Source organism: Marimonas arenosa, from assembly GCF_030848945.1.
GTDB classification, from domain to species: Bacteria; Pseudomonadota; Alphaproteobacteria; order Rhodobacterales; family Rhodobacteraceae; genus Marimonas; species Marimonas arenosa.
Map to the genome: position 1 here is coordinate 732,363 of NZ_JANHAX010000002.1, position 16,563 is coordinate 748,925.

The window sequence follows — 16,563 nt, forward strand, 5'->3', positions numbered from 1 at the left end:
GTGGCCGCATGACCCGCCGCTTGTCCGAGACCGATCTCTACGCTCCCGTGAAAGCCTATCTCGAGGCGCGGGGCTATGTCGTCAAAGGCGAAGTCGGCGCCGCCGACGTGGTGGCGCGGCGCGGCGACGAAGAGCCACTGATCGTCGAGTTGAAGACCGGGTTTTCGCTGACTCTGCTGCAACAGGCCGTGGCGCGGCAGGCGGTCAGTGATACGGTTTATGTCGCTGTACCGCGCTGGACGGGCAAAGTGGGCTGGCGCAGTTTCAAAGGCAATGTCGGTTTGTGCAAGCGACTTGGCGTCGGGGTGTTGTCGGTGCGGCTGAAGGACGGGCTTGTGCAGACGCATTGCGACCCGGTGCCGTTTCGGCCGCGCAAGTCGAAGCCGCGCAAGGCTGCGCTGCTGAAGGAGTTCACGGCGCGGGAGGGCGATCCGAACCCGGGCGGCATGGCGCGCGAAACCATTGTGACGGCCTATCGCCAGGGGGCGGTGAAATGCGCCCGCTACCTGGCGGAAAACGGCCCCAGCAAGGGGGCGGTCGTGGCGCGCGCCACGGGGGTGGTTCGGGCGACGACGGTGATGCGGGACAATCATTACGGCTGGTTCGAGAAGGTTGAGACCGGGATTTACCGACTGAGCCAATCGGGCCTTGCCGAGAACGTGATCGAAGCTTGACCGGGCGTGTCCACGGAACTGTGGCCGGTGACCGGGGATTTCGGTTAACCTGGTTCAGACGCATAGCAAGGGGAGACAAATCATGCGGCAATCGATGAACCGGCGCGACGTGCTGCGTGCGGCAATGGCCGTGACGGTTGCCGGAGCCGTGCCTGCCCGGGCGCAGGAGAAGCCGGCGATCCATATCGTGAAAGATCCGAATTGCGGCTGCTGTACGGCCTGGGCGCAGATCCTCAATGACGACGGGTTCGCGGTGACTTTCGAACACAGTTCGGAGCCGGCCTTGACCCGGTTCAAGCAGCGGGTAGGACTTCCAAAGAACATGGCGTCCTGCCATACTGCCATCGTTGAGGGGTATGCCATCGAAGGACATGTGCCAGCGGCTGAAATAAGGCGGCTTCTGGCGGAACGGCCCGATGCCGTCGGTCTGTCGGTTCCGGGCATGCCCTATGGCTCGCCCGGGATGGGGCCGGAAAGCGATCGCGATGCCTATTCGGTCTATCTCGTCCGCCGCGACGGATCCGTTGAGGTATTTTCCCACTATCCGGCGGGGTAGACTGGCCTAAACCAAGCGAAAATTCCGCAGTGGCGAGGTCAGGTCCGGGTGCAGACAGGCGCCTGTGTGTTAAGCCTTTGCCATTCATGAAGACAATGGCCGGCAGCGGTTCGGAAGGGTGTTGCGGGACGCGGGAAAGTGTTAGACCGCCCGCGCGTAAACCACGCTGTAGCAACGAAGGAACACGGGGCGATGAACGACAAGCGGGTGATGATTGCGGGTGGCGGGATCGCGGGGCTGTCGCTGGCGCTGACGCTGGCCGAAATCGGTGTGCCTTGCACCGTCTTTGAAGCGGTGCGCGAACTCAAGCCACTGGGGGTAGGCATCAACCTGCAGCCCAATGCGGTGCGCGAACTCTACGACATGGGTATCGGACCCGAAGATCTGGACCGGGTCGGGCTGCCGGCGCTGGAATGGGCGCTGGTGGGGCTGAACGGCAATGACATCTACGCCGAGCCGCGCGGGCTTGAGGCGGGCTATGACTGGCCGCAATACGCGGTGCATCGCGGCAAGTTCCACATGTTGCTCCACGACAAACTGGTGGAGCGCGCCGGGGCCGGGAGCGTTGTGACGGGCGCGCGGGTGGCGGCCTATGAGCAGAGTGCGGAGGGCGTGACCGCGGTGGTCGAAATGGCCGATGGCAGTGAGCGGCGCGAGCGCGGCGCGCTGCTGATCGGCGCCGATGGCATTCATTCGGCGATCCGGGCGCAGATCCATCCCGACCAGCCGCCGATTCACTGGGGCGGGGCGGTGATGTGGCGCGGCACGACGCGGGCAAAACCGATCCGCACCGGGTCGTCCTTCGTCGGGTTGGGGACGCACCGGCAGCGGATGGTGATCTATCCGATCAGCCATGTCGGCGAGGATGGGCTGGCCGATATCAACTGGATCGCCGAGGTGACCTATGATGATCCGGAGGCGCGCGACTCGGGCTGGTTCCGCCCGGTGGAGATCGACGCATTCGTGCATCATTTCGAGGGCTGGTCCTGGGACTGGCTGGATGTACCCGAGCTGATCCGGGGGGCGGATATCGCCTATGAAAACCCGATGATCGATCGTGATCCGGTGCCGACCTGGCGCGATGGCGCCGTGGCGCTGATGGGGGACGCGGCGCACGCGATGTACCCCACCGGGTCGAACGGGGCGAGCCAGGCGATTGTCGATGCCCGCGTCATGGGGGCGAAGATGCTGGAGCACGGGGTGTGCCGTGACGCGCTTGCCGCTTACGACGAAGCACTGTGCGGGCCGGTGTCGGAACTGATCCTGCGCAACCGGGGAGCGGGGCCCTTCGGTCTTTTGAATCTGGTCGACCAGCGTTGCGGCGGGGAGTTCGACGATATCGACGCGGTGATCCCGGCGGAGGAACGTGCAGCGTTCATGGCCGGTTACAAGACAGCGGCGGGGTTTGCCATCGAGAAGCTGAATGCCGCGCCGCGGACGATTGCGGAACGAGCGAGAGTCGGCGGTTGACGGGTCGGGTGAGTGCCAGGCGATGTCCGCTGCTGGCCAGGCGGGGATGTTGACGCTGTCGGGAGTTCCCGGCCCGGCTTGGGTCGTGAATGGCAGGTTCAGGCCAGAACGGGATATGCCCCGATCCGTCGCTCCGTGCCAACGCCCTATCCGGGGGCTATCGGTGCCGGCGGGTAAAATCGGCCACCAGTGACACGATTTGCGGCGCCAGAAGCGGGGTGATGATGTGCCCCATGCCCTTGATCGCGTGATATTCCGCCCCGGGGATGTGGTGGGCAATCTCTTCGCCCAGTTCCACCGGGATCAGCGTATCATCGACGCCGTGGATGACGCAGCAGGGCGTGGTCACCTGTTGCAGCAGCGGCCGGCGGTCGGGGGCGGCCATAGTGGCGAGAAGCTGGCGGTTGATGCCTTCGGCGTCGTGCCCGCGATCCCAGGCGCGGGCCGCCTCGGCGCGGATCTCGTTCTCGGCCATGGGAAAGCCGGGCGAGCCGAAGCTGGCATGGCCCGCGACCCAGTTGTCCTGGGCCTCTTCGCGAGTCTCCGGGCGGGCCAGCAGTCGTGGTAGGATCTCGGCGCGGTGACCGCGTTCCAGGATCGGGCGGCAGGCGGTCATCACGATGGTGTCGGTCAGCAGCCGGTCGGGATAGGACATGGCGAGGATCTGGGCGATGGCGCCGCCCATCGAGATGCCGAAGACATGCGCACGGGCGATGCCGAGCGCGTCCATCAGCCCGATCACATCACGCGCCATGTCGTCGAGCGTGTAGGCGGGCGCGATCTCGTCTCCGGCGGCGACATGGGCGGTGATCTCGTCCGGATCGCCGGGCACGCCGGGTGCCGGGCAGCGGCTTGACAGCCCGACATCGCGGTTGTCGAAAATGATGCAGCGGAAGCCGGCGCGGACGAAGCCCTGCACGAAATTCTCGGGCCAGTGGACGAGCTGGGTGCCGAGCCCGCGGATCAGGATCATGGCCGGGTCGGTGTTCTGCCCGTGATCCTCGACTTCAAGCGAAATACCGTTGGCCGCGATCTGCATCAGTCTGCCTTTGCGTCGAGAGTCAGGGGGGCGATGGTGTAACCGCGCTGTTCAAGCCGGCGCAACAGTCCGATTTCGCCGGGCAGGTGGCCGGCGCCGACGGCGACGAAGACCTTCTTGCCGGTGGCGTTGGCCTCGAGCTCCTCGACCCAGGCGCGGTTTCGTTTTGTCAGCAGCACGTCCTCGAATTTCGCGAAGTCCGCCTCGGCGGTGGGGCCGCCATACTGGATCGACAACGACCGGCCGAATTCCCACAGCAGCGAGACGCGGCCCGCGAGGTAGAGTTGCAGCATGGTCTCCTGCAGGTCGTCGGGGTCGATCGGCAGGTCGAGCGAAAGCTTGATCATCGCGATCTGCTCGGCCTCGCTGAAACTGTCGAGCACGTGCACGGTGGTCATCACGTCCTCGATCGAGCGGCCGGGCTGGCCGGTCTCGTGCAGGGCGCGCGACAGGCGTTCGTCGATGCCCTTTTCGCCCGATGTCTGGGCCTTGATCTGGCAGGGGCTGAGGCCCAGCATCATCGAGACGAAGATCGGCTTGAACTTGGCGGCCATGAAAGACGGGATGCCGCGTTCGGCCATGGCGGCGCGCAGGCGCTGCCAGTCGTCCTCGTCCAAGAGTTCGGGCAGCGTCGGGCCGTCGGTGATGAACATGATCGAGGCGTCGGTGGTGGCGCGGCGCTCGAAGGCCTGCAGGTCGGGATAGCTCATCTCGAAATAGCTGAGCTCGGCGGCCTGCGCATGAGGCAGCAGCGCGTCGAGCTGGTCGGCGGTGGCCTGGTGCGCGATGTGATAGGTGCCGAACAGGGTGAATTCGGTGTCGCCCCTGGTGGCGCGCCAGAACAGGCCCTCGGGGTAGGGCGCGATGCCGGCGCGGGCCTCGAGTTTGAGCCGCTCTTCGGTGGGCATCTGCGGCAGCAGGTCGGTGCCCGAGCAGTCGAAGGCATGAAGCGGCGTGGCGAGGAGGAAGAGGAAGGTGAGGAGAAATCGCAAAGGGCCTGGTCCGGTTCTTGTCAAAGCTTGTTCGCGCAGGCTAGCGCGTTCGGGACGGGGATAGAACGGGTATTTCGCTTGCGAAGCTTTCTTGGTCGATGGCGGGATGTACCTGAGTTCGTGGCCTAGGTCATAGTCGACGGGCTGATGCGCGCGGGGCTGGACACGGGCGTGCCGGCGCTGTCGGTGTCGCTGACGCCGCACCAGTACCAGGAGACTGCGCATCACGATGCGATCTTCGAGGCGCATTTCGTTGAAAAAGGGCGCGAGGCGGCGCGGGCGGCGCTGGGGGTTTTGAAGGCGAGGGAAGGGTTGTGGCATAGAGGCCCGAACCCCAGGCGGAGAAGAAGCCGCCCGGGGAGGTCAGTTTGGCCGCGAAAACCGGTTCAGAACAGCCACTGTTTCATCATGGCCTTCGGCAAAATCCATGCAACTGGCCCCGGAGAAGCATCCGCGCCCTGTGTCACCGGCGCGGATGTTGATATCGGCGCCGGCAAGCAGGAGCGCCTCTGTGGCCACCGGGTTCCATTCGGAAACAGCGTAGATCAGCGGGGTCCACTGAAGCTGCCCGGTGATTTGGTTGATATCCGCGCCGCCGTCAGCGCAGCGGCGAATGACCCGGGCCAGTTTGGCCGGGTCGATACCATCGAGCCGGGCAAAGCCGAGGCCGTGGAGGACGTTGGAGTCCGCCAGGCCTTTGCGCGGGTCGGCCCCTGCATCAAGGAGGAAGTCGACAAGTTCGATTGAAAAGCCGAACATGCAGGACATCGCGTGATAGAGCGCTGTTGCGTCGAATTCACCAAATCGTTGGTTGATGTCCCACGTTTTCAAGGCGTCTCGCACGGATGCAAGATTGCCGCCCTCAATCGCGTCTTCGATCGCGTCAAAAATCTCTGGCTGTGGTTCGACCGTTTCCGCAGGAGGTTGTGTGACTGACATCGCGAACTCTGGATCCGAAAGCATCTCTTTCATCATGTCCATGCCATTTGCGATATCCAGCAGGTTTTCGTTGTTCGGAGAGCCTTGAAGCGCGGTTTTGACATCTTGGTGCAGTTGCTCGAATGCAGGGGAAATGCGCGCGACGCCATCGTTCCGGATCTCGACCCTGTTATCAATCAATGCGGCAAACCTGCGTGCCAAGTCCGAAAAATCCATATTGTGGAGCCTCACAATGCTATCTTGGTCGTGTCATATCGCGTTAGTCAGGCGGAAATTGGGCGCAGTATAGCCATTCGTGGCCAGCGGCGCGTGGGTCCATAGAAATTTCGATGTCTGCCCGCTTGACTCGCCCAACCCATCTCCTTAACTACCCACCGTTAGCACTCGGGGAGCATGAGTGCTAACGGCCGCACCGTGCCAGAAGGGCGGGGCGGTTCTGGGAGAAAACTGAGATCATTCAGAGGAGCCAAAAGATGGCATTTACTCCGCTTCATGACCGCGTGGTGGTTCGCCGCGTCGAAGGCGAAGAGAAGACCGCGGGCGGGCTGATCATTCCCGACAGCGCCAAGGAAAAGCCGGCGGAAGGCGAAGTTGTGTCCGTGGGCGCAGGCGCACGCGACGACGACGGCGACCGCATCCCGATGGACGTGAAGGCCGGCGACCGCGTGCTGTTCGGCAAATGGTCGGGGACCGAGGTGCAGATCGGTGGCGAAGAGCTGCTGATCATGAAGGAATCCGACATCATGGGGATCATCGGCTGATCGGCCGGACCCCGTGACGTGAAGCGGTGGGGGTCCCCCACCCGACGAGACACCAAGACATTAAGGAGCGAACCCGATGTCTGCAAAAGACGTGAAGTTTGATACCGACGCCCGCAACAAGATGCTGAAGGGCGTGAACATCCTGGCCGACGCCGTGAAGGTGACGCTGGGCCCGAAAGGCCGCAACGTGGTTCTGGACAAGTCGTTCGGCGCACCGCGGATCACCAAGGACGGTGTGACCGTGGCCAAGGAAATCGAGCTGGAAGACAAGTTCGAGAACATGGGCGCGCAGATGGTGAAGGAAGTGGCTTCCCGCACCAATGACGAGGCCGGCGACGGCACCACCACCGCAACCGTTCTGGCCCAGGCGATCGTACGCGAAGGCATGAAGGCCGTAGCTGCCGGTATGAACCCGATGGACCTCAAGCGCGGCATCGACCTGGCCACCGCCAAGGTTGTCGACGCGATCAAGGCTGCTGCCCGCGAAGTCAAGGACAGCGACGAGGTTGCGCAGGTCGGCACCATTTCGGCCAACGGCGAGGCAGAGATCGGCCGCCAGATTGCCGACGCGATGCAGAAGGTCGGCAACGAGGGCGTGATCACCGTCGAGGAGAACAAGGGCCTGGAGACCGAAACCGAGGTCGTCGAAGGCATGCAGTTCGACCGCGGCTACCTGTCGCCCTATTTCGTCACCAACCCCGACAAGATGATCGCCGAGCTGGAAGACTGCATGATCCTGCTGCACGAGAAGAAGCTGGCGTCGCTGCAGGCGATGGTGCCGCTGCTCGAAAGCGTGATCCAGTCGCAGAAGCCGCTTCTGATCATCGCCGAGGACGTGGAAGGCGAAGCGCTGGCCACGCTGGTGGTGAACAAGCTGCGCGGCGGGCTGAAGATCGCCGCCGTCAAGGCACCGGGCTTCGGCGACCGCCGCAAGGCCATGCTGCAGGACATCGCGATCCTGACCGGTGGTCAGGTGATCAGCGAAGACCTGGGCATGAAGCTTGAAAACGTGACCATGGACATGCTGGGCACCGCCAAGAAGATCCAGATCACCAAAGACGAGACCACCATCGTCGACGGCGCCGGCGAGAAGGCCGAGATCGAAGCCCGCGTGGCCCAGATCCGCACCCAGATCGAGGAAACCACCAGCGATTACGACCGCGAGAAGCTGCAGGAGCGGGTTGCCAAACTCGCCGGCGGTGTCGCCGTGATCCGCGTCGGCGGCATGACCGAGGTCGAGGTGAAAGAGCGCAAGGACCGTGTCGATGACGCGCTGAACGCCACCCGCGCCGCGGTGCAGGAAGGCGTGATCGTCGGCGGTGGCGTGGCGCTGGTGCAGGCGGCCAAGTCGCTTGACGGCATGACCGGCGCCAATCCCGACCAGGAAGCCGGGATCGCCATCGTGCGCCGCGCCCTGGAAGCACCGCTGCGCCAGATCGCCGAAAACGCCGGCGTCGACGGCGCCGTGGTGGCCGGCAAGGTCCGCGAATCGACCGACCTGGCCTTCGGCTTCAACGCCCAGACCGAGGAATATGGCGACATGTTCAAGTTCGGCGTGATCGACCCGGCCAAGGTGACCCGCACCGCGCTGGAAGATGCGGCCTCGGTCGCCGGCCTGCTGATCACCACCGAAGCGATGGTGGCCGACAAGCCGCAGAAGGAAGGCGCAGCCGCCGGCGGCGGCATGCCCGACATGGGCGGCATGGGCGGTATGATGTAAGCTGTCTTTGCTAGGCAAAGGAAAAGGGGCCGCGATGTGCGGCCCCTTTTTTTGTTGTGCTTCGGCCGATCAGAAATTGCCTGCGCTGGCGCCGGATTTGATGACCAAGTGAACCGCGGCATCCTGGCCCGGCGAGAGGCTGGCAGGTGTGCCGGGGCCGGCAATACGGTCGAGGCGGCGGGTGCGGTGGGGTGCCGTGCTTTCAAGAACCAGGTAGCGCGTCCCCAGATACAGACCGGCGAGGATGTCGCCGAGAACCTTGCGCAGCTTGGACGCGGCGTTTTCGGGCCGGGTGTATTGAGTGGGGATGTTTGCGGTAAAGAGAGCCATGTTTGTACCTTTTCGTGGCGTGCTGATCGCGTTTTCGATTTGCCAAGCGTGCCGCAAAGGTTCGTTTTGCGGGTAGTGCAGGATGTGAACTGCTTCCGCTACACAAAGTGGACTGGATTGGCCCGGCGACCAGCGGCTAGTCTGATCCCGGAAGGAGGCCCGCGATGCAAAAAAGTCCCTATGGCATGATTTGTCCGATCACCCATGCCTGTCAGGTTCTGGAGCCGAAATGGACGATTCCGATCCTGACCGAACTTTGGGCAGGCTCTACCAAGTTCAATGAGCTGCGCCGGGGGATCGGGAACATTTCGCCGACGCTGTTGACGCGGCGGCTGAAAGAGCTTGAGGCTTTTGGGCTGATCGAACGGATCGAAGACCCGGCGACGGGGGCGGTGGATTATGTCAGAACGCAATCGGCCATCGACCTTGAGCCGGCACTCAACGCCCTGGCGATGTGGGCGCAGAAACATGTCGAGGCCGAGGCGGCGTTGTGCGACTTGGATGTTTCGGGCCTGATGTGGCAGATGCGGAAGCGGATCGCGGCGGACGAGCTGCCGAAGCGGCGGGTCGTCATCCAGTTCAGGTTTGCCGATGAAGGCTTGGACTATGACACCTACTGGGCGCTGTGCCAGCCTGGAGCCGAGGTCGAAATATGCACGGCGATTCCCGGCTTCGATGTCGATCTGTATGTCGAGACGGACTCGATTTCGCTGGCGGCCGTTCTGACCGGGCGGTCCTCGGCCGCGCGCGAGATCGATGCGGGAGCGCTGTATCTGAGCGGTGAAGCGCTCCTGATACGAACGGTTGACCGGTGGCTGAAGAAATTTCCCTATCATCCGGACGGCGGCCCGGCGCAATTGGCCCGAGAGCGGAGAGCGGACCGTCGTTCCGTGGCGTGCTGAGATGCAGCCGGAGGCGACGGAGCGGGTCGAGCCGCAGGATCATGACGAGATCGACACGCTGCTGAGAGCGGCTTTTCCGACCGACGAAGAGGCGCGGCTGGTGCACAAGCTTCGCGCCGATGGCGACATGTGGCTGGAGATGAAGAAATCCGTCGGCGGGCGGATTGCAGGGTATTACGCGATCAGCCGGATGCGGGCGCCCGAGGGGTGGGGCTGCCTCGCGCCGGTGGCGGTGCTGCCGGCGTTTCAGGGCGGAAAGCTGGTCGAGCAAAACCCTAACTGGGAGGCGGCGGCGGGGGACGAGGAGTGCCTGCGCGGGCCGCTGCGGATAGGGTCGCGGATGATGCGCGAGCTGGCTGCCTGGCACGCCATGCCGGGGATGGCCGCGTATTTGCCGGAGACGATCGTGGTGCTGGGCGAGCCGTCATTCTACGAGCGCGCCGGGTTCAGCCGGGCCCGGGCGGCGCGACTGACATCGCCCTATCCGATAGACTTCACGTTGATCCTGCGGCGCGGGACCGACGTGCCGGAGGGTGAACTGGTCTATCCTGCGGCCTTTTCTGCGCTGTGACGCGCAGCGGGTTTGCGCCGGCGTGGGAAGACAGGCCGCAGGCGCGCATCTATTTTGCTGTTCAAAGGAGACCCGAGACATGCGCAAACTTCAGGTTCAGGGCGTGCATCACATCACGCTGACCGGCGCCGACCGGCAGACCAGCATCGATTTCTGGGAAGGCGTGCTGGGCATGCCTTTCGTGTTCGATCAACCCAATCTTGATGACCCGGATGAGGGGCATCTCTATTTCGATCCCGGCGACGGGCGGCTGATCACCGTGTTTACCAATGAAAACCGCAAAGGTGACAACCGGCGCACCCCGACCGAGCCGGGCTGCGTGCACCATCTGGCGTTCAATGTCAGCCGTGCGGTGTTTTCGCAGTGTATCGAGCGGCTGGAGGAGCGCGGTATCGGCCATTCCGGCGTGCGCGACCGCGGCTTCATGGATTCGATCTATTTCAAGGACCCGTTGGGGCTGCTCATTGAACTGGCGACCTACAAGTTCGAACCGCCGGAAGGCTTCACCCACGCCCAAGTGATGCTTGAGGCCCACAAGATCAGGGTCGAACGGGGCGACTACAACATCCAGGAGATCCATCTGGCCGATGCCATCGAGGCGATGGTGGTGCGGCGCAACGGCTCGCTTTCCGAGGAACGGGGGGCTAAGAACCCCTATAGATGAGACTGTTTGCCCTGACCGCGCTGACTCTGGTGGCCTTTGCCGCGAATTCGCTTCTGAACCGGCTGGCGCTTGAGGGCGGTGCGGCCGGGCCGGCGAGTTTCGCCGCTGTCCGGCTGATCGCGGGCGCGGTCATGTTGTCGTTGCTGGTGATGTGGCGCAACGGCCGACCGGCCTGGCGGACCGGCCGCCTCGGCCCGGTGGCGCTCGCCCTCTACATGCTAGGCTTTTCCTTCGCCTATGTCAGCCTGCCGGCCGGGGTCGGCGCGCTGATCCTGTTCGGCGGCGTGCAGGTCACGATGTTCGCCGGCGCCCTGATCGGCGGCGACCGGGTGCCGCTCGGTCGCTGGCTGGGGGCGGGGCTGAGCTTTGCCGGTCTGTGCTCTTTGATGTGGCCCGCGGGTCATGCGGCGCCCGATGCGGCGGGCACGGCGCTGATGGTCGTGGCGGCGCTGGGCTGGGGTATCTATTCGCTGATCGGCCGCGGCGCCCGGGACCCGCTCGGCGCGACAGCGGCGAATTTCATCTGGGCCGTACCGGCGGGGGTACTGATCTGGCTGGTCCTGCCGGACGCGATGAGCCGGGAAGGCCTCGGTCTGGCGGTGCTCTCGGGGGCAGTGACCTCGGGGTTGGGTTATGCGTTGTGGTATCACGTGTTGCCCGGGCTCGGGGCCACACGCGCGGCGGTGGCGCAGTCGACGGTGCCGGTCCTCGCCGTTGCCGGCGGGGTGCTGCTGCTGGGCGAGGCACTGACGCTGCGGGTGGTGCTGGCCTCGGTTCTGGTGCTGGGCGGCGTGGTCTGGTCGGTGCGGGCGCGTTGACGGCGGATTCGAGCCGGGATCGGGCCGGTCGCGGCAGTCTTGTATCGCCGGGCGCGGCTGTGTCGTAACTTCGGCTTATCGGCGGCAAGGGAGGGCGCGATGAGCGACAATCCGGTGGTGCATTTCGAGATGCCCTATGACGACAGCGGTCGGATGCGGGAGTTCTACGAGACGGCGTTCGGCTGGACGACGATCCCGCTGGGGCCGGAGATGGGAGACTATGTGGTCGCGCAAGCGGCCGAGACCGACACGGAAAACATGGTCACCCAGAAAGGCGCGATCAACGGCGGCTTCGCGCCGCGGTCGGTGGACAATGACCGCACCAACCTGGTGATCGCGGTGGCGGACATCGCCAGGGCGATGGCGGATGTGGAGGCCGCCGGCGGCACGGTTCTGGGGGCGCCGGTCGAGATTGCGGGGGTGGGCCTGTATGTCCATTTCACCGACACCGAGGGCAACCGGCTGAGCCTGCTGGAACCGACGCAGTGAGGGCGGTGCCGGTGTTCGCGGCAAGCCGGCGCAAATCCGCGAAAGCGTCCGGTCTTTGCCAGAAAACCGACGCATTGCCTTCCTAGGTCTGATGCCGGGGCGCTGATCAGTGAAGAGCATGGAACATACCAGTTTTCGGGAACGTCTGGCGAAGATCGAAGAGCAAGCGGGGCGCGATCTGGTCGAACGCAGTTTTGACGTCAAGGCCGAGCGCCAGGCGCCGCACGAGCGCAAGCCGGTCCGGTCCGGTCGCGCGCAAGACGAATATGATGATGGCGCGGCGGTTTTCTGGACCTTCTACGGGATGGGTGCCATTTTGATGAGTACGGCCTATGTCCTCCAACCCGAGCGCGCTCCGACGATCCTGGTGATCGGCTTGCCGGTATTCGGCATCGTCGGCATCGTGAAGGTCACAGCCACCATCCGCCGGCGCGGGTTTTCGCTGGGCCGCGATGGCGACGGTTTCTTGAACGTGATCGAAACGGTTTCGGACATGTTCAAGATGGTCAAGTGACCCGTTGCGCCGTCAGGCCTTGACCAGCCGTTCCAGCGGGTCGTAGGCGCAGGCGGCCTGATCCCAGGCGGCGGCCGGCAGGCTGTCGGGTTTGAAGCGGATCCCGGCCATCTCGGCGCGGGTGAACCAGCGCCGGCGGTGGACGATGCCTTCGGGATCGGTCCAGCTATCCGAAAGCGCGCCGTTGGTCACGTTGCAGCGGAAGAACACCTCGATCTGGTGGAAGCCGGTGTCAGGGTTGTGGAACTCGTTGATCAGGGCGGGCGCGCCGACGGCAATGGTGAGGCCGGTTTCCTCGTGCACCTCGCGGGCGAGGTTGTCGGGCAGGGACTGGTGTTTTTCGACGCCGCCCCCCGGGGCACACCAGAGCGTCGCTTCGGGGCCAGGGAAGGCGTTGACCAACAGGAGCCGGTTGTCGTGCAAAATGAGCGCGCGGGTGGCGAGGCGGAGGGGGCGTGACGTCATGCGGTCTTTCATAGGCGTTTATTTCGGCCTATCTCAAGCGCCATGAGATGGTTGGCCCTCCTCCTGATGCTCCTGCCCGCCGCGTTGCGGGCCGATTGCGTCGTGCTGCTGCACGGGCTGGCGCGGACCGAGATCTCGTTCCTGGTGCTGGAGGAGGTGCTGGAGGCCGAAGGATATCAGGTGGTGCGGCCGGGCTATCCCTCGACCGAGGAGCCGATCCTGTCGCTGGTGGTCAAGACCCTGCCGCGGGCGGTGGACAGCTGCGTGGCCGGCAAGGTGCATTTCGTGACCCATTCGATGGGCGGCATCCTGGTGCGGACCTGGCTGGAAACCTATCGCCCGCCCAATCTGGGCCGGGTGGTGATGCTGGCGCCGCCCAACCACGGCTCGGAACTGGTCGACCGGTTTGGCGACTGGGAGGTGTTCGGCTGGTTCAACGGCCCGGCGGGTTTGCAGCTGGGCACCGGGCCGGACGCCCTGCCGCAGCATCTCGGGCCGGTGAAATTCGAGCTGGGGGTGATCGCCGGCAACCGCTCGCTGAGCCCGGCCTATTCGGTGATCCTCCCGGGACCGGATGATGGCAAGGTGTCGGTCGCCTCGACCAAGGTCGAGGGGATGAAGGACCACCTGGTGCTGCCGGTCACCCACACCTTTATGATGAACAACCCGCTGGTGATCGCGCAGGTGCTGACGTTTCTGAAGACCGGTCGGTTCGACCACGATCTGAAGATGGGGGATCTGGTCTGGGGGGGTGACCAGTGAGCCTGGCGCTGACGCTGGAGGGGGCTGAAATCCTGGCGCCGGCAGGTCTGGCGCCGGGGCGCCTGGGATTTGCCGAGGGGGTGATCGCCGATGGTCCGGTCGGGCGGGCGGTGGACCTGTCCGGTTACATCGTTCTGCCGGGGATCGTCGACATCCACGGTGACGGGTTCGAGCGCCATCTCGCGCCGCGCCGTGGCGCGATGAAGGACATGGCGGGCGGGCTGGTGGCCTGCGAGGCGGAGTTGGCGGCCAACGGCGTCACGACGGCGGTGCTGGCGCAGTTCTGGAGCTGGGAAGGCGGGATGCGCAGCCCCGCGTTCGCCCGCGCTATGCTGGAGGCGCTGGCTGAAGCGCGGCCCCGGGTGGTGACTGATCTGCACGCGCAGCTGCGGTTCGAGACACATATGCTGCAAGACTACGACGCTTTTGAAGACGCGGTGGCGGAGTTCGGGGTGGGCTACGTGGTGTTCAACGACCACTTGCCGCATGACCGGCTGGCCAAGGGGCAACGGCCGAAGCGGCTCAACGGCACGGCGCTGAAATCGGGGCGGTCACCCGAGGTGTTGCTGGCGCTGATGCAGGCGCTGCACGCGCGTTCGGGCGACGTGCCGGCGGCGGTGGCGGGGCTGGCGGCGCGGCTGGGCCGGCGCGGGGTGCGGCTGGGCAGCCATGACGATCGGACCACGGCGACGCGCGTTGGCTGGCGCGGGCGTGGAGTGACGATTGCCGAGTTTCCCGAGACGGCGGAGGCGGCCGAGGCGGCGCGCGCCGGCGGTGATGGGATCGTTCTGGGCGCGCCCAACGTGATGCGCGGTGGGTCGCATAACGGCAATGCCTCGGCGCTCGACCTGATCGCGATGGGGCTCTGCGATGCGCTGGCCTCGGATTACCACTACCCGTCGCTGTGGCGGGCGGCGCTGTTCCTGGAGGAGGCGGGGGCTTGTGACCTTGCTTCGGCCTGGGCGCTGGTGTCGGAGGGGCCGGCGCGGCTTCTGGGGCTGGAGGACCGCGGGCGGCTGGCGCCGGGACAACGGGCGGATCTCGTGGTGCTGGATGCGGCCACGCGCAGGATCGCCGCGACGATGAGCGGCGGGCGTGTGAGCTACCTGTCGGGCGATCTGGCGGAGCGGTTTCTTTCGGCTTAACCTGCGCCTGTCAGGGGCACAGCAGTGAAGGGCGCGCGTCATGATCGTAAAACAACTCGATGACCTGCTGGGGACCGAGGCGGAGGTGCGGGGCGCGGCGTTCGAGAGCCGCCGCATCCTGCTGGCCGCCGACGGGCTGGGGTATTCGTTGCATGATACGGTGGTGAAACCCGGCAGCGTGCAGGAGCTGGAGTACCGCAACCATGTCGAAAGCAATTACTGTATTGCCGGCTCGGGCACGGTGGAGAACGTGGCGACGGGCGAGGTGTTCGACCTGCGGCCCGGCACGCTCTACACGCTCGACCGGCACGAGCGGCACATCATCCGGGCGGGCGACGAGGGGCTGCGTTTCGTCTGCATCTTCACACCCGCGCTGACGGGCCGCGAGGTGCATGACGAGAACGGCAGCTACGGGCTGCCGGACTGAGGCTGCGCCGGCCGGAGGCAGTCCCGACCCTTTCTCCCAACGCCGAGGACGGGCGTTGCACCTGGACGGACCGGGACGGGGTCGAGGGGCGAGGCAGAGGTTTCCCGCCGTCGGAGCCGGGAGGCGGGGTGATTCAGCGATCCGAGGGGTGGTTGACGCCGTCATGCCACGGCAGGGGTTCGTAATCTGCCGGGTTGACGCCCTCGAGCGCGCCGAGGTTGACGCCATAGAAATTCGGGTCGGACCGGCGGCGGTGATGGGTGTAGATGCCGCAGGTCTTGCAGAAGTAATGCTGCGCCGTGTGGGTGCCCCAGCTGTAGAGCGTAAGGTTGTCTTTGCCCCGCAACACCTCCAGCGCGTCGAGCGGCACCGTGACCGTCGCGGCGGCGCGGCGGCGGCAGAACGAACAGTCGCAATGCCGGGCCTGGCTCAGCGGGATCGAGGGGGTGACGCGGAGTTCGACCGCGCCGCAATGGCAGGTGAGTTTCATGGCGGTCATCTCCGGCGGCGTCTGTGGATGGTGGGAATGCGGGAGGGATCGTATTTGGCTTCCGGGTGCGGCGGATGGAACTCGTTTTCCTGCCAGTAGCTCTTGCCACCGCGGCGCAGCAGGACCGGCAGGGCAAACACGATCCCCACCAAGAAGCCACCGGCATGAGCCCAGTAGGCCACTCCGCCCATATTGGCATCCGCTGAAAGCCCGCCGAAAAATTGCAGCGCGAACCAGACGGCGAGCATGATCCAGGCCGGGATGGTGAAGATGCGGAAGAAGATGATGATGATCAGCAGGATATCGATCTTGGCCTTCGGGAAAAGCAACAGGTAGCCGCCCATCACCCCGGCGATCGCGCCGGACGCCCCGACGGTGGGCACCAGCGAGCCGGGCGAGAGCATCACGTGCACCAGCCCGGCCCCGATGCCGGCGGCGAGGTAGAACAGCAGGAAGCCGAGATGTCCCATCGCGTCTTCGAGGTTGTCGCCAAATATCCACAGGAACAGCATGTTGCCGGCGATGTGCAGAAAGCCGGCGTGCAGGAACATCGAGGTCAGCAGCGTCTCGTAGCCGTCGCCCTGTTCGATCCGGGCCGGCAGGATGCCCCATTCCCAGAAGAAAATGTTGAGGGCGCGGGGGTCGCCGAACAGGTTCACGTAGGACAGGAAGGCGATCACGTTGAGCGCGATCAGCGCGTAGGTGACATAGGGCGTGCGCCCCGAGGGGTTGTGATCGCGGATCGGGAACATGGCGCGAGGCTAGCGACTTTCAAAGGGCGGGGGAAGTCGGAAAGGGCGGGATCACGCCCCCCGGAGACGGCGCCCGCCCACCC

21 protein-coding genes and 1 pseudogene are annotated in these 16,563 nt (G+C 65.1%); 15 read left to right on the top strand and 7 right to left on the bottom strand.

The window, feature by feature from the left end; all coding sequences use genetic code 11:
- Positions 1–8 precede the first annotated feature (8 nt).
- The 3 genes from NO357_RS09795 to NO357_RS09805 all read left to right on the top strand — a co-directional run bounded on the left by NO357_RS09795 (position 9) and on the right by NO357_RS09805 (position 2,700).
- Positions 9–674 (top strand): DUF2161 domain-containing phosphodiesterase, encoded by a 666-nt coding sequence (locus tag NO357_RS09795; RefSeq protein ID WP_306735465.1) that lies wholly within the window; start codon positions 9–11, stop codon positions 672–674.
- Positions 675–756: 82 nt separating this feature from the next.
- Positions 757–1,230: a DUF411 domain-containing protein gene (locus tag NO357_RS09800; RefSeq protein WP_376744364.1), complete on the top strand. Its 474-nt coding sequence runs from the start codon at positions 757–759 to the stop codon at positions 1,228–1,230.
- Between the two features lie 192 nt (positions 1,231–1,422).
- The gene (locus NO357_RS09805) at positions 1,423–2,700 is read left to right on the top strand and encodes a flavin-dependent oxidoreductase (RefSeq protein WP_306735466.1); all 1,278 of its coding nucleotides are present in this window, start codon (positions 1,423–1,425) and stop codon (positions 2,698–2,700) included.
- A 157-nt stretch (positions 2,701–2,857) separates the two neighbouring features.
- Here NO357_RS09805 and NO357_RS09810 read toward each other — a convergent pair whose 3' ends face one another.
- Both NO357_RS09810 and NO357_RS09815 read right to left on the bottom strand, forming a co-directional pair.
- Entirely contained in the window at positions 2,858–3,739 is an 882-nt protein-coding gene (locus tag NO357_RS09810; RefSeq protein ID WP_306735467.1) for an alpha/beta fold hydrolase, read from the bottom strand.
- Positions 3,739–4,731 carry a TraB/GumN family protein gene (locus tag NO357_RS09815; RefSeq protein WP_306735468.1) on the bottom strand — a complete coding sequence of 331 codons (993 nt, stop codon included), beginning with the start codon at positions 4,729–4,731 and terminating at the stop codon, positions 3,739–3,741. Before NO357_RS09815 ends, NO357_RS09810 begins: the two co-directional genes overlap by 1 nt.
- A gap of 76 nt (positions 4,732–4,807) precedes the next feature.
- Between NO357_RS09815 and NO357_RS09820 the strand changes: the two are divergent.
- Positions 4,808–5,046: pseudogene (locus NO357_RS09820) on the top strand (6,7-dimethyl-8-ribityllumazine synthase); the annotation flags it as partial.
- 48 nt (positions 5,047–5,094) lie between these two features.
- Here the strand turns inward: NO357_RS09820 and NO357_RS09825 are convergent.
- Positions 5,095–5,886, bottom strand: a complete 792-nt coding sequence (locus tag NO357_RS09825; RefSeq protein ID WP_306735556.1) for an ankyrin repeat domain-containing protein — start codon at positions 5,884–5,886, stop codon at positions 5,095–5,097.
- A 257-nt stretch (positions 5,887–6,143) separates the two neighbouring features.
- Between NO357_RS09825 and NO357_RS09830 the strand changes: the two genes are divergently transcribed.
- Together NO357_RS09830 and groL are read left to right on the top strand one after the other, a co-directional pair.
- The gene (locus NO357_RS09830; protein WP_306735469.1) at positions 6,144–6,431 is read left to right on the top strand and encodes a co-chaperone GroES; all 288 of its coding nucleotides are present in this window, start codon (positions 6,144–6,146) and stop codon (positions 6,429–6,431) included.
- 76 nt (positions 6,432–6,507) lie between these two features.
- Positions 6,508–8,151 (top strand): chaperonin GroEL, encoded by a 1,644-nt coding sequence (groL, locus tag NO357_RS09835; protein ID WP_306735470.1) that lies wholly within the window; start codon positions 6,508–6,510, stop codon positions 8,149–8,151.
- A 69-nt stretch (positions 8,152–8,220) separates the two neighbouring features.
- Here the strand turns inward: groL and NO357_RS09840 are convergent, their stop codons facing one another.
- Complete coding sequence (locus NO357_RS09840) at positions 8,221–8,481, bottom strand: hypothetical protein (protein WP_306735471.1); 261 nt, start codon at positions 8,479–8,481, stop codon at positions 8,221–8,223.
- A gap of 164 nt (positions 8,482–8,645) precedes the next feature.
- Between NO357_RS09840 and NO357_RS09845 the strand changes: the two genes are divergently transcribed.
- The 6 genes from NO357_RS09845 to NO357_RS09870 all read left to right on the top strand — a co-directional run bounded on the left by NO357_RS09845 (position 8,646) and on the right by NO357_RS09870 (position 12,439).
- Positions 8,646–9,383: a winged helix-turn-helix transcriptional regulator gene (locus tag NO357_RS09845; protein ID WP_306735472.1), complete on the top strand. Its 738-nt coding sequence runs from the start codon at positions 8,646–8,648 to the stop codon at positions 9,381–9,383.
- Between the two features lies 1 nt (position 9,384).
- Positions 9,385–9,954 carry a GNAT family N-acetyltransferase gene (locus NO357_RS09850; protein WP_306735473.1) on the top strand — a complete coding sequence of 190 codons (570 nt, stop codon included), beginning with the start codon at positions 9,385–9,387 and terminating at the stop codon, positions 9,952–9,954.
- 79 nt (positions 9,955–10,033) lie between these two features.
- Complete coding sequence (locus NO357_RS09855; RefSeq protein ID WP_306735474.1) at positions 10,034–10,618, top strand: VOC family protein; 585 nt, start codon at positions 10,034–10,036, stop codon at positions 10,616–10,618.
- The gene (locus NO357_RS09860) at positions 10,615–11,436 is read left to right on the top strand and encodes a DMT family transporter (RefSeq protein ID WP_306735475.1); all 822 of its coding nucleotides are present in this window, start codon (positions 10,615–10,617) and stop codon (positions 11,434–11,436) included. The genes NO357_RS09855 and NO357_RS09860 overlap by 4 nt, the downstream gene beginning before the upstream one ends.
- Positions 11,437–11,535: 99 nt before the next feature.
- The gene (locus NO357_RS09865) at positions 11,536–11,925 is read left to right on the top strand and encodes a VOC family protein (RefSeq protein WP_306735476.1); all 390 of its coding nucleotides are present in this window, start codon (positions 11,536–11,538) and stop codon (positions 11,923–11,925) included.
- A 118-nt stretch (positions 11,926–12,043) separates the two neighbouring features.
- Positions 12,044–12,439 carry a hypothetical protein gene (locus NO357_RS09870; protein ID WP_306735477.1) on the top strand — a complete coding sequence of 132 codons (396 nt, stop codon included), beginning with the start codon at positions 12,044–12,046 and terminating at the stop codon, positions 12,437–12,439.
- Positions 12,440–12,451: 12 nt separating this feature from the next.
- Here NO357_RS09870 and NO357_RS09875 read toward each other — a convergent pair whose 3' ends face one another.
- A complete protein-coding gene (locus tag NO357_RS09875) occupies positions 12,452–12,904 on the bottom strand; it encodes an NUDIX domain-containing protein (protein WP_306735478.1) in 453 nt (150 codons plus the stop codon).
- 42 nt (positions 12,905–12,946) lie between these two features.
- On the opposite strand from NO357_RS09875, the gene NO357_RS09880 reads away from it, so the two are divergent.
- Genes NO357_RS09880 through NO357_RS09890 form a run of 3 tightly spaced genes read left to right on the top strand, consistent with a single transcriptional unit; the run spans position 12,947 to position 15,238 of the window.
- Positions 12,947–13,666, top strand: a complete 720-nt coding sequence (locus NO357_RS09880) for an alpha/beta hydrolase (protein ID WP_306735479.1) — start codon at positions 12,947–12,949, stop codon at positions 13,664–13,666.
- Entirely contained in the window at positions 13,663–14,811 is a 1,149-nt protein-coding gene (locus NO357_RS09885; protein ID WP_306735480.1) for an alpha-D-ribose 1-methylphosphonate 5-triphosphate diphosphatase, read from the top strand. The genes NO357_RS09880 and NO357_RS09885 overlap by 4 nt, the downstream gene beginning before the upstream one ends.
- Positions 14,812–14,851: 40 nt before the next feature.
- Positions 14,852–15,238, top strand: a complete 387-nt coding sequence (locus tag NO357_RS09890; protein ID WP_306735481.1) for an ectoine synthase — start codon at positions 14,852–14,854, stop codon at positions 15,236–15,238.
- A 133-nt stretch (positions 15,239–15,371) separates the two neighbouring features.
- Here NO357_RS09890 and NO357_RS09895 read toward each other — a convergent pair whose 3' ends face one another.
- Both NO357_RS09895 and NO357_RS09900 read right to left on the bottom strand, forming a co-directional pair.
- Positions 15,372–15,728, bottom strand: coding sequence for a GFA family protein (locus NO357_RS09895; protein WP_376744365.1), 357 nt, complete (start codon positions 15,726–15,728; stop codon positions 15,372–15,374).
- 5 nt (positions 15,729–15,733) lie between these two features.
- On the bottom strand, positions 15,734–16,480 hold the full coding sequence (locus NO357_RS09900; RefSeq protein WP_306735483.1) for a rhomboid family intramembrane serine protease: 747 nt from the start codon (positions 16,478–16,480) through the stop codon (positions 15,734–15,736).
- Positions 16,481–16,563 lie beyond the last annotated feature (83 nt).

What these genes read in the sequence shown, in the direction of transcription:
- NO357_RS09840 (WP_306735471.1), bottom strand. Translation starts at nt 8,481, where the DNA reads ATGGCTCTCTTTACCGCAAACATCCCCACTCAATACACCCGGCCCGAA.
- NO357_RS09880 (WP_306735479.1), top strand. Translation starts at nt 12,947, where the DNA reads ATGAGATGGTTGGCCCTCCTCCTGATGCTCCTGCCCGCCGCGTTGCGG.
- NO357_RS09890 (WP_306735481.1), top strand. Translation starts at nt 14,852, where the DNA reads ATGATCGTAAAACAACTCGATGACCTGCTGGGGACCGAGGCGGAGGTG.
- NO357_RS09860 (WP_306735475.1), top strand. Translation starts at nt 10,615, where the DNA reads ATGAGACTGTTTGCCCTGACCGCGCTGACTCTGGTGGCCTTTGCCGCG.
- groL (WP_306735470.1), top strand. Translation starts at nt 6,508, where the DNA reads ATGTCTGCAAAAGACGTGAAGTTTGATACCGACGCCCGCAACAAGATG.
- NO357_RS09895 (WP_376744365.1), bottom strand. Translation starts at nt 15,728, where the DNA reads ATGAAACTCACCTGCCATTGCGGCGCGGTCGAACTCCGCGTCACCCCC.
- NO357_RS09830 (WP_306735469.1), top strand. Translation starts at nt 6,144, where the DNA reads ATGGCATTTACTCCGCTTCATGACCGCGTGGTGGTTCGCCGCGTCGAA.
- NO357_RS09865 (WP_306735476.1), top strand. Translation starts at nt 11,536, where the DNA reads ATGAGCGACAATCCGGTGGTGCATTTCGAGATGCCCTATGACGACAGC.
- NO357_RS09825 (WP_306735556.1), bottom strand. Translation starts at nt 5,886, where the DNA reads ATGGATTTTTCGGACTTGGCACGCAGGTTTGCCGCATTGATTGATAAC.
- NO357_RS09795 (WP_306735465.1), top strand. Translation starts at nt 9, where the DNA reads ATGACCCGCCGCTTGTCCGAGACCGATCTCTACGCTCCCGTGAAAGCC.
- NO357_RS09805 (WP_306735466.1), top strand. Translation starts at nt 1,423, where the DNA reads ATGAACGACAAGCGGGTGATGATTGCGGGTGGCGGGATCGCGGGGCTG.
- NO357_RS09800 (WP_376744364.1), top strand. Translation starts at nt 757, where the DNA reads ATGCGGCAATCGATGAACCGGCGCGACGTGCTGCGTGCGGCAATGGCC.
- NO357_RS09875 (WP_306735478.1), bottom strand. Translation starts at nt 12,904, where the DNA reads ATGACGTCACGCCCCCTCCGCCTCGCCACCCGCGCGCTCATTTTGCAC.
- NO357_RS09900 (WP_306735483.1), bottom strand. Translation starts at nt 16,480, where the DNA reads ATGTTCCCGATCCGCGATCACAACCCCTCGGGGCGCACGCCCTATGTC.
- NO357_RS09810 (WP_306735467.1), bottom strand. Translation starts at nt 3,739, where the DNA reads ATGCAGATCGCGGCCAACGGTATTTCGCTTGAAGTCGAGGATCACGGG.
- NO357_RS09850 (WP_306735473.1), top strand. Translation starts at nt 9,385, where the DNA reads ATGCAGCCGGAGGCGACGGAGCGGGTCGAGCCGCAGGATCATGACGAG.
- NO357_RS09870 (WP_306735477.1), top strand. Translation starts at nt 12,044, where the DNA reads ATGGAACATACCAGTTTTCGGGAACGTCTGGCGAAGATCGAAGAGCAA.
- NO357_RS09855 (WP_306735474.1), top strand. Translation starts at nt 10,034, where the DNA reads ATGCGCAAACTTCAGGTTCAGGGCGTGCATCACATCACGCTGACCGGC.
- NO357_RS09845 (WP_306735472.1), top strand. Translation starts at nt 8,646, where the DNA reads ATGCAAAAAAGTCCCTATGGCATGATTTGTCCGATCACCCATGCCTGT.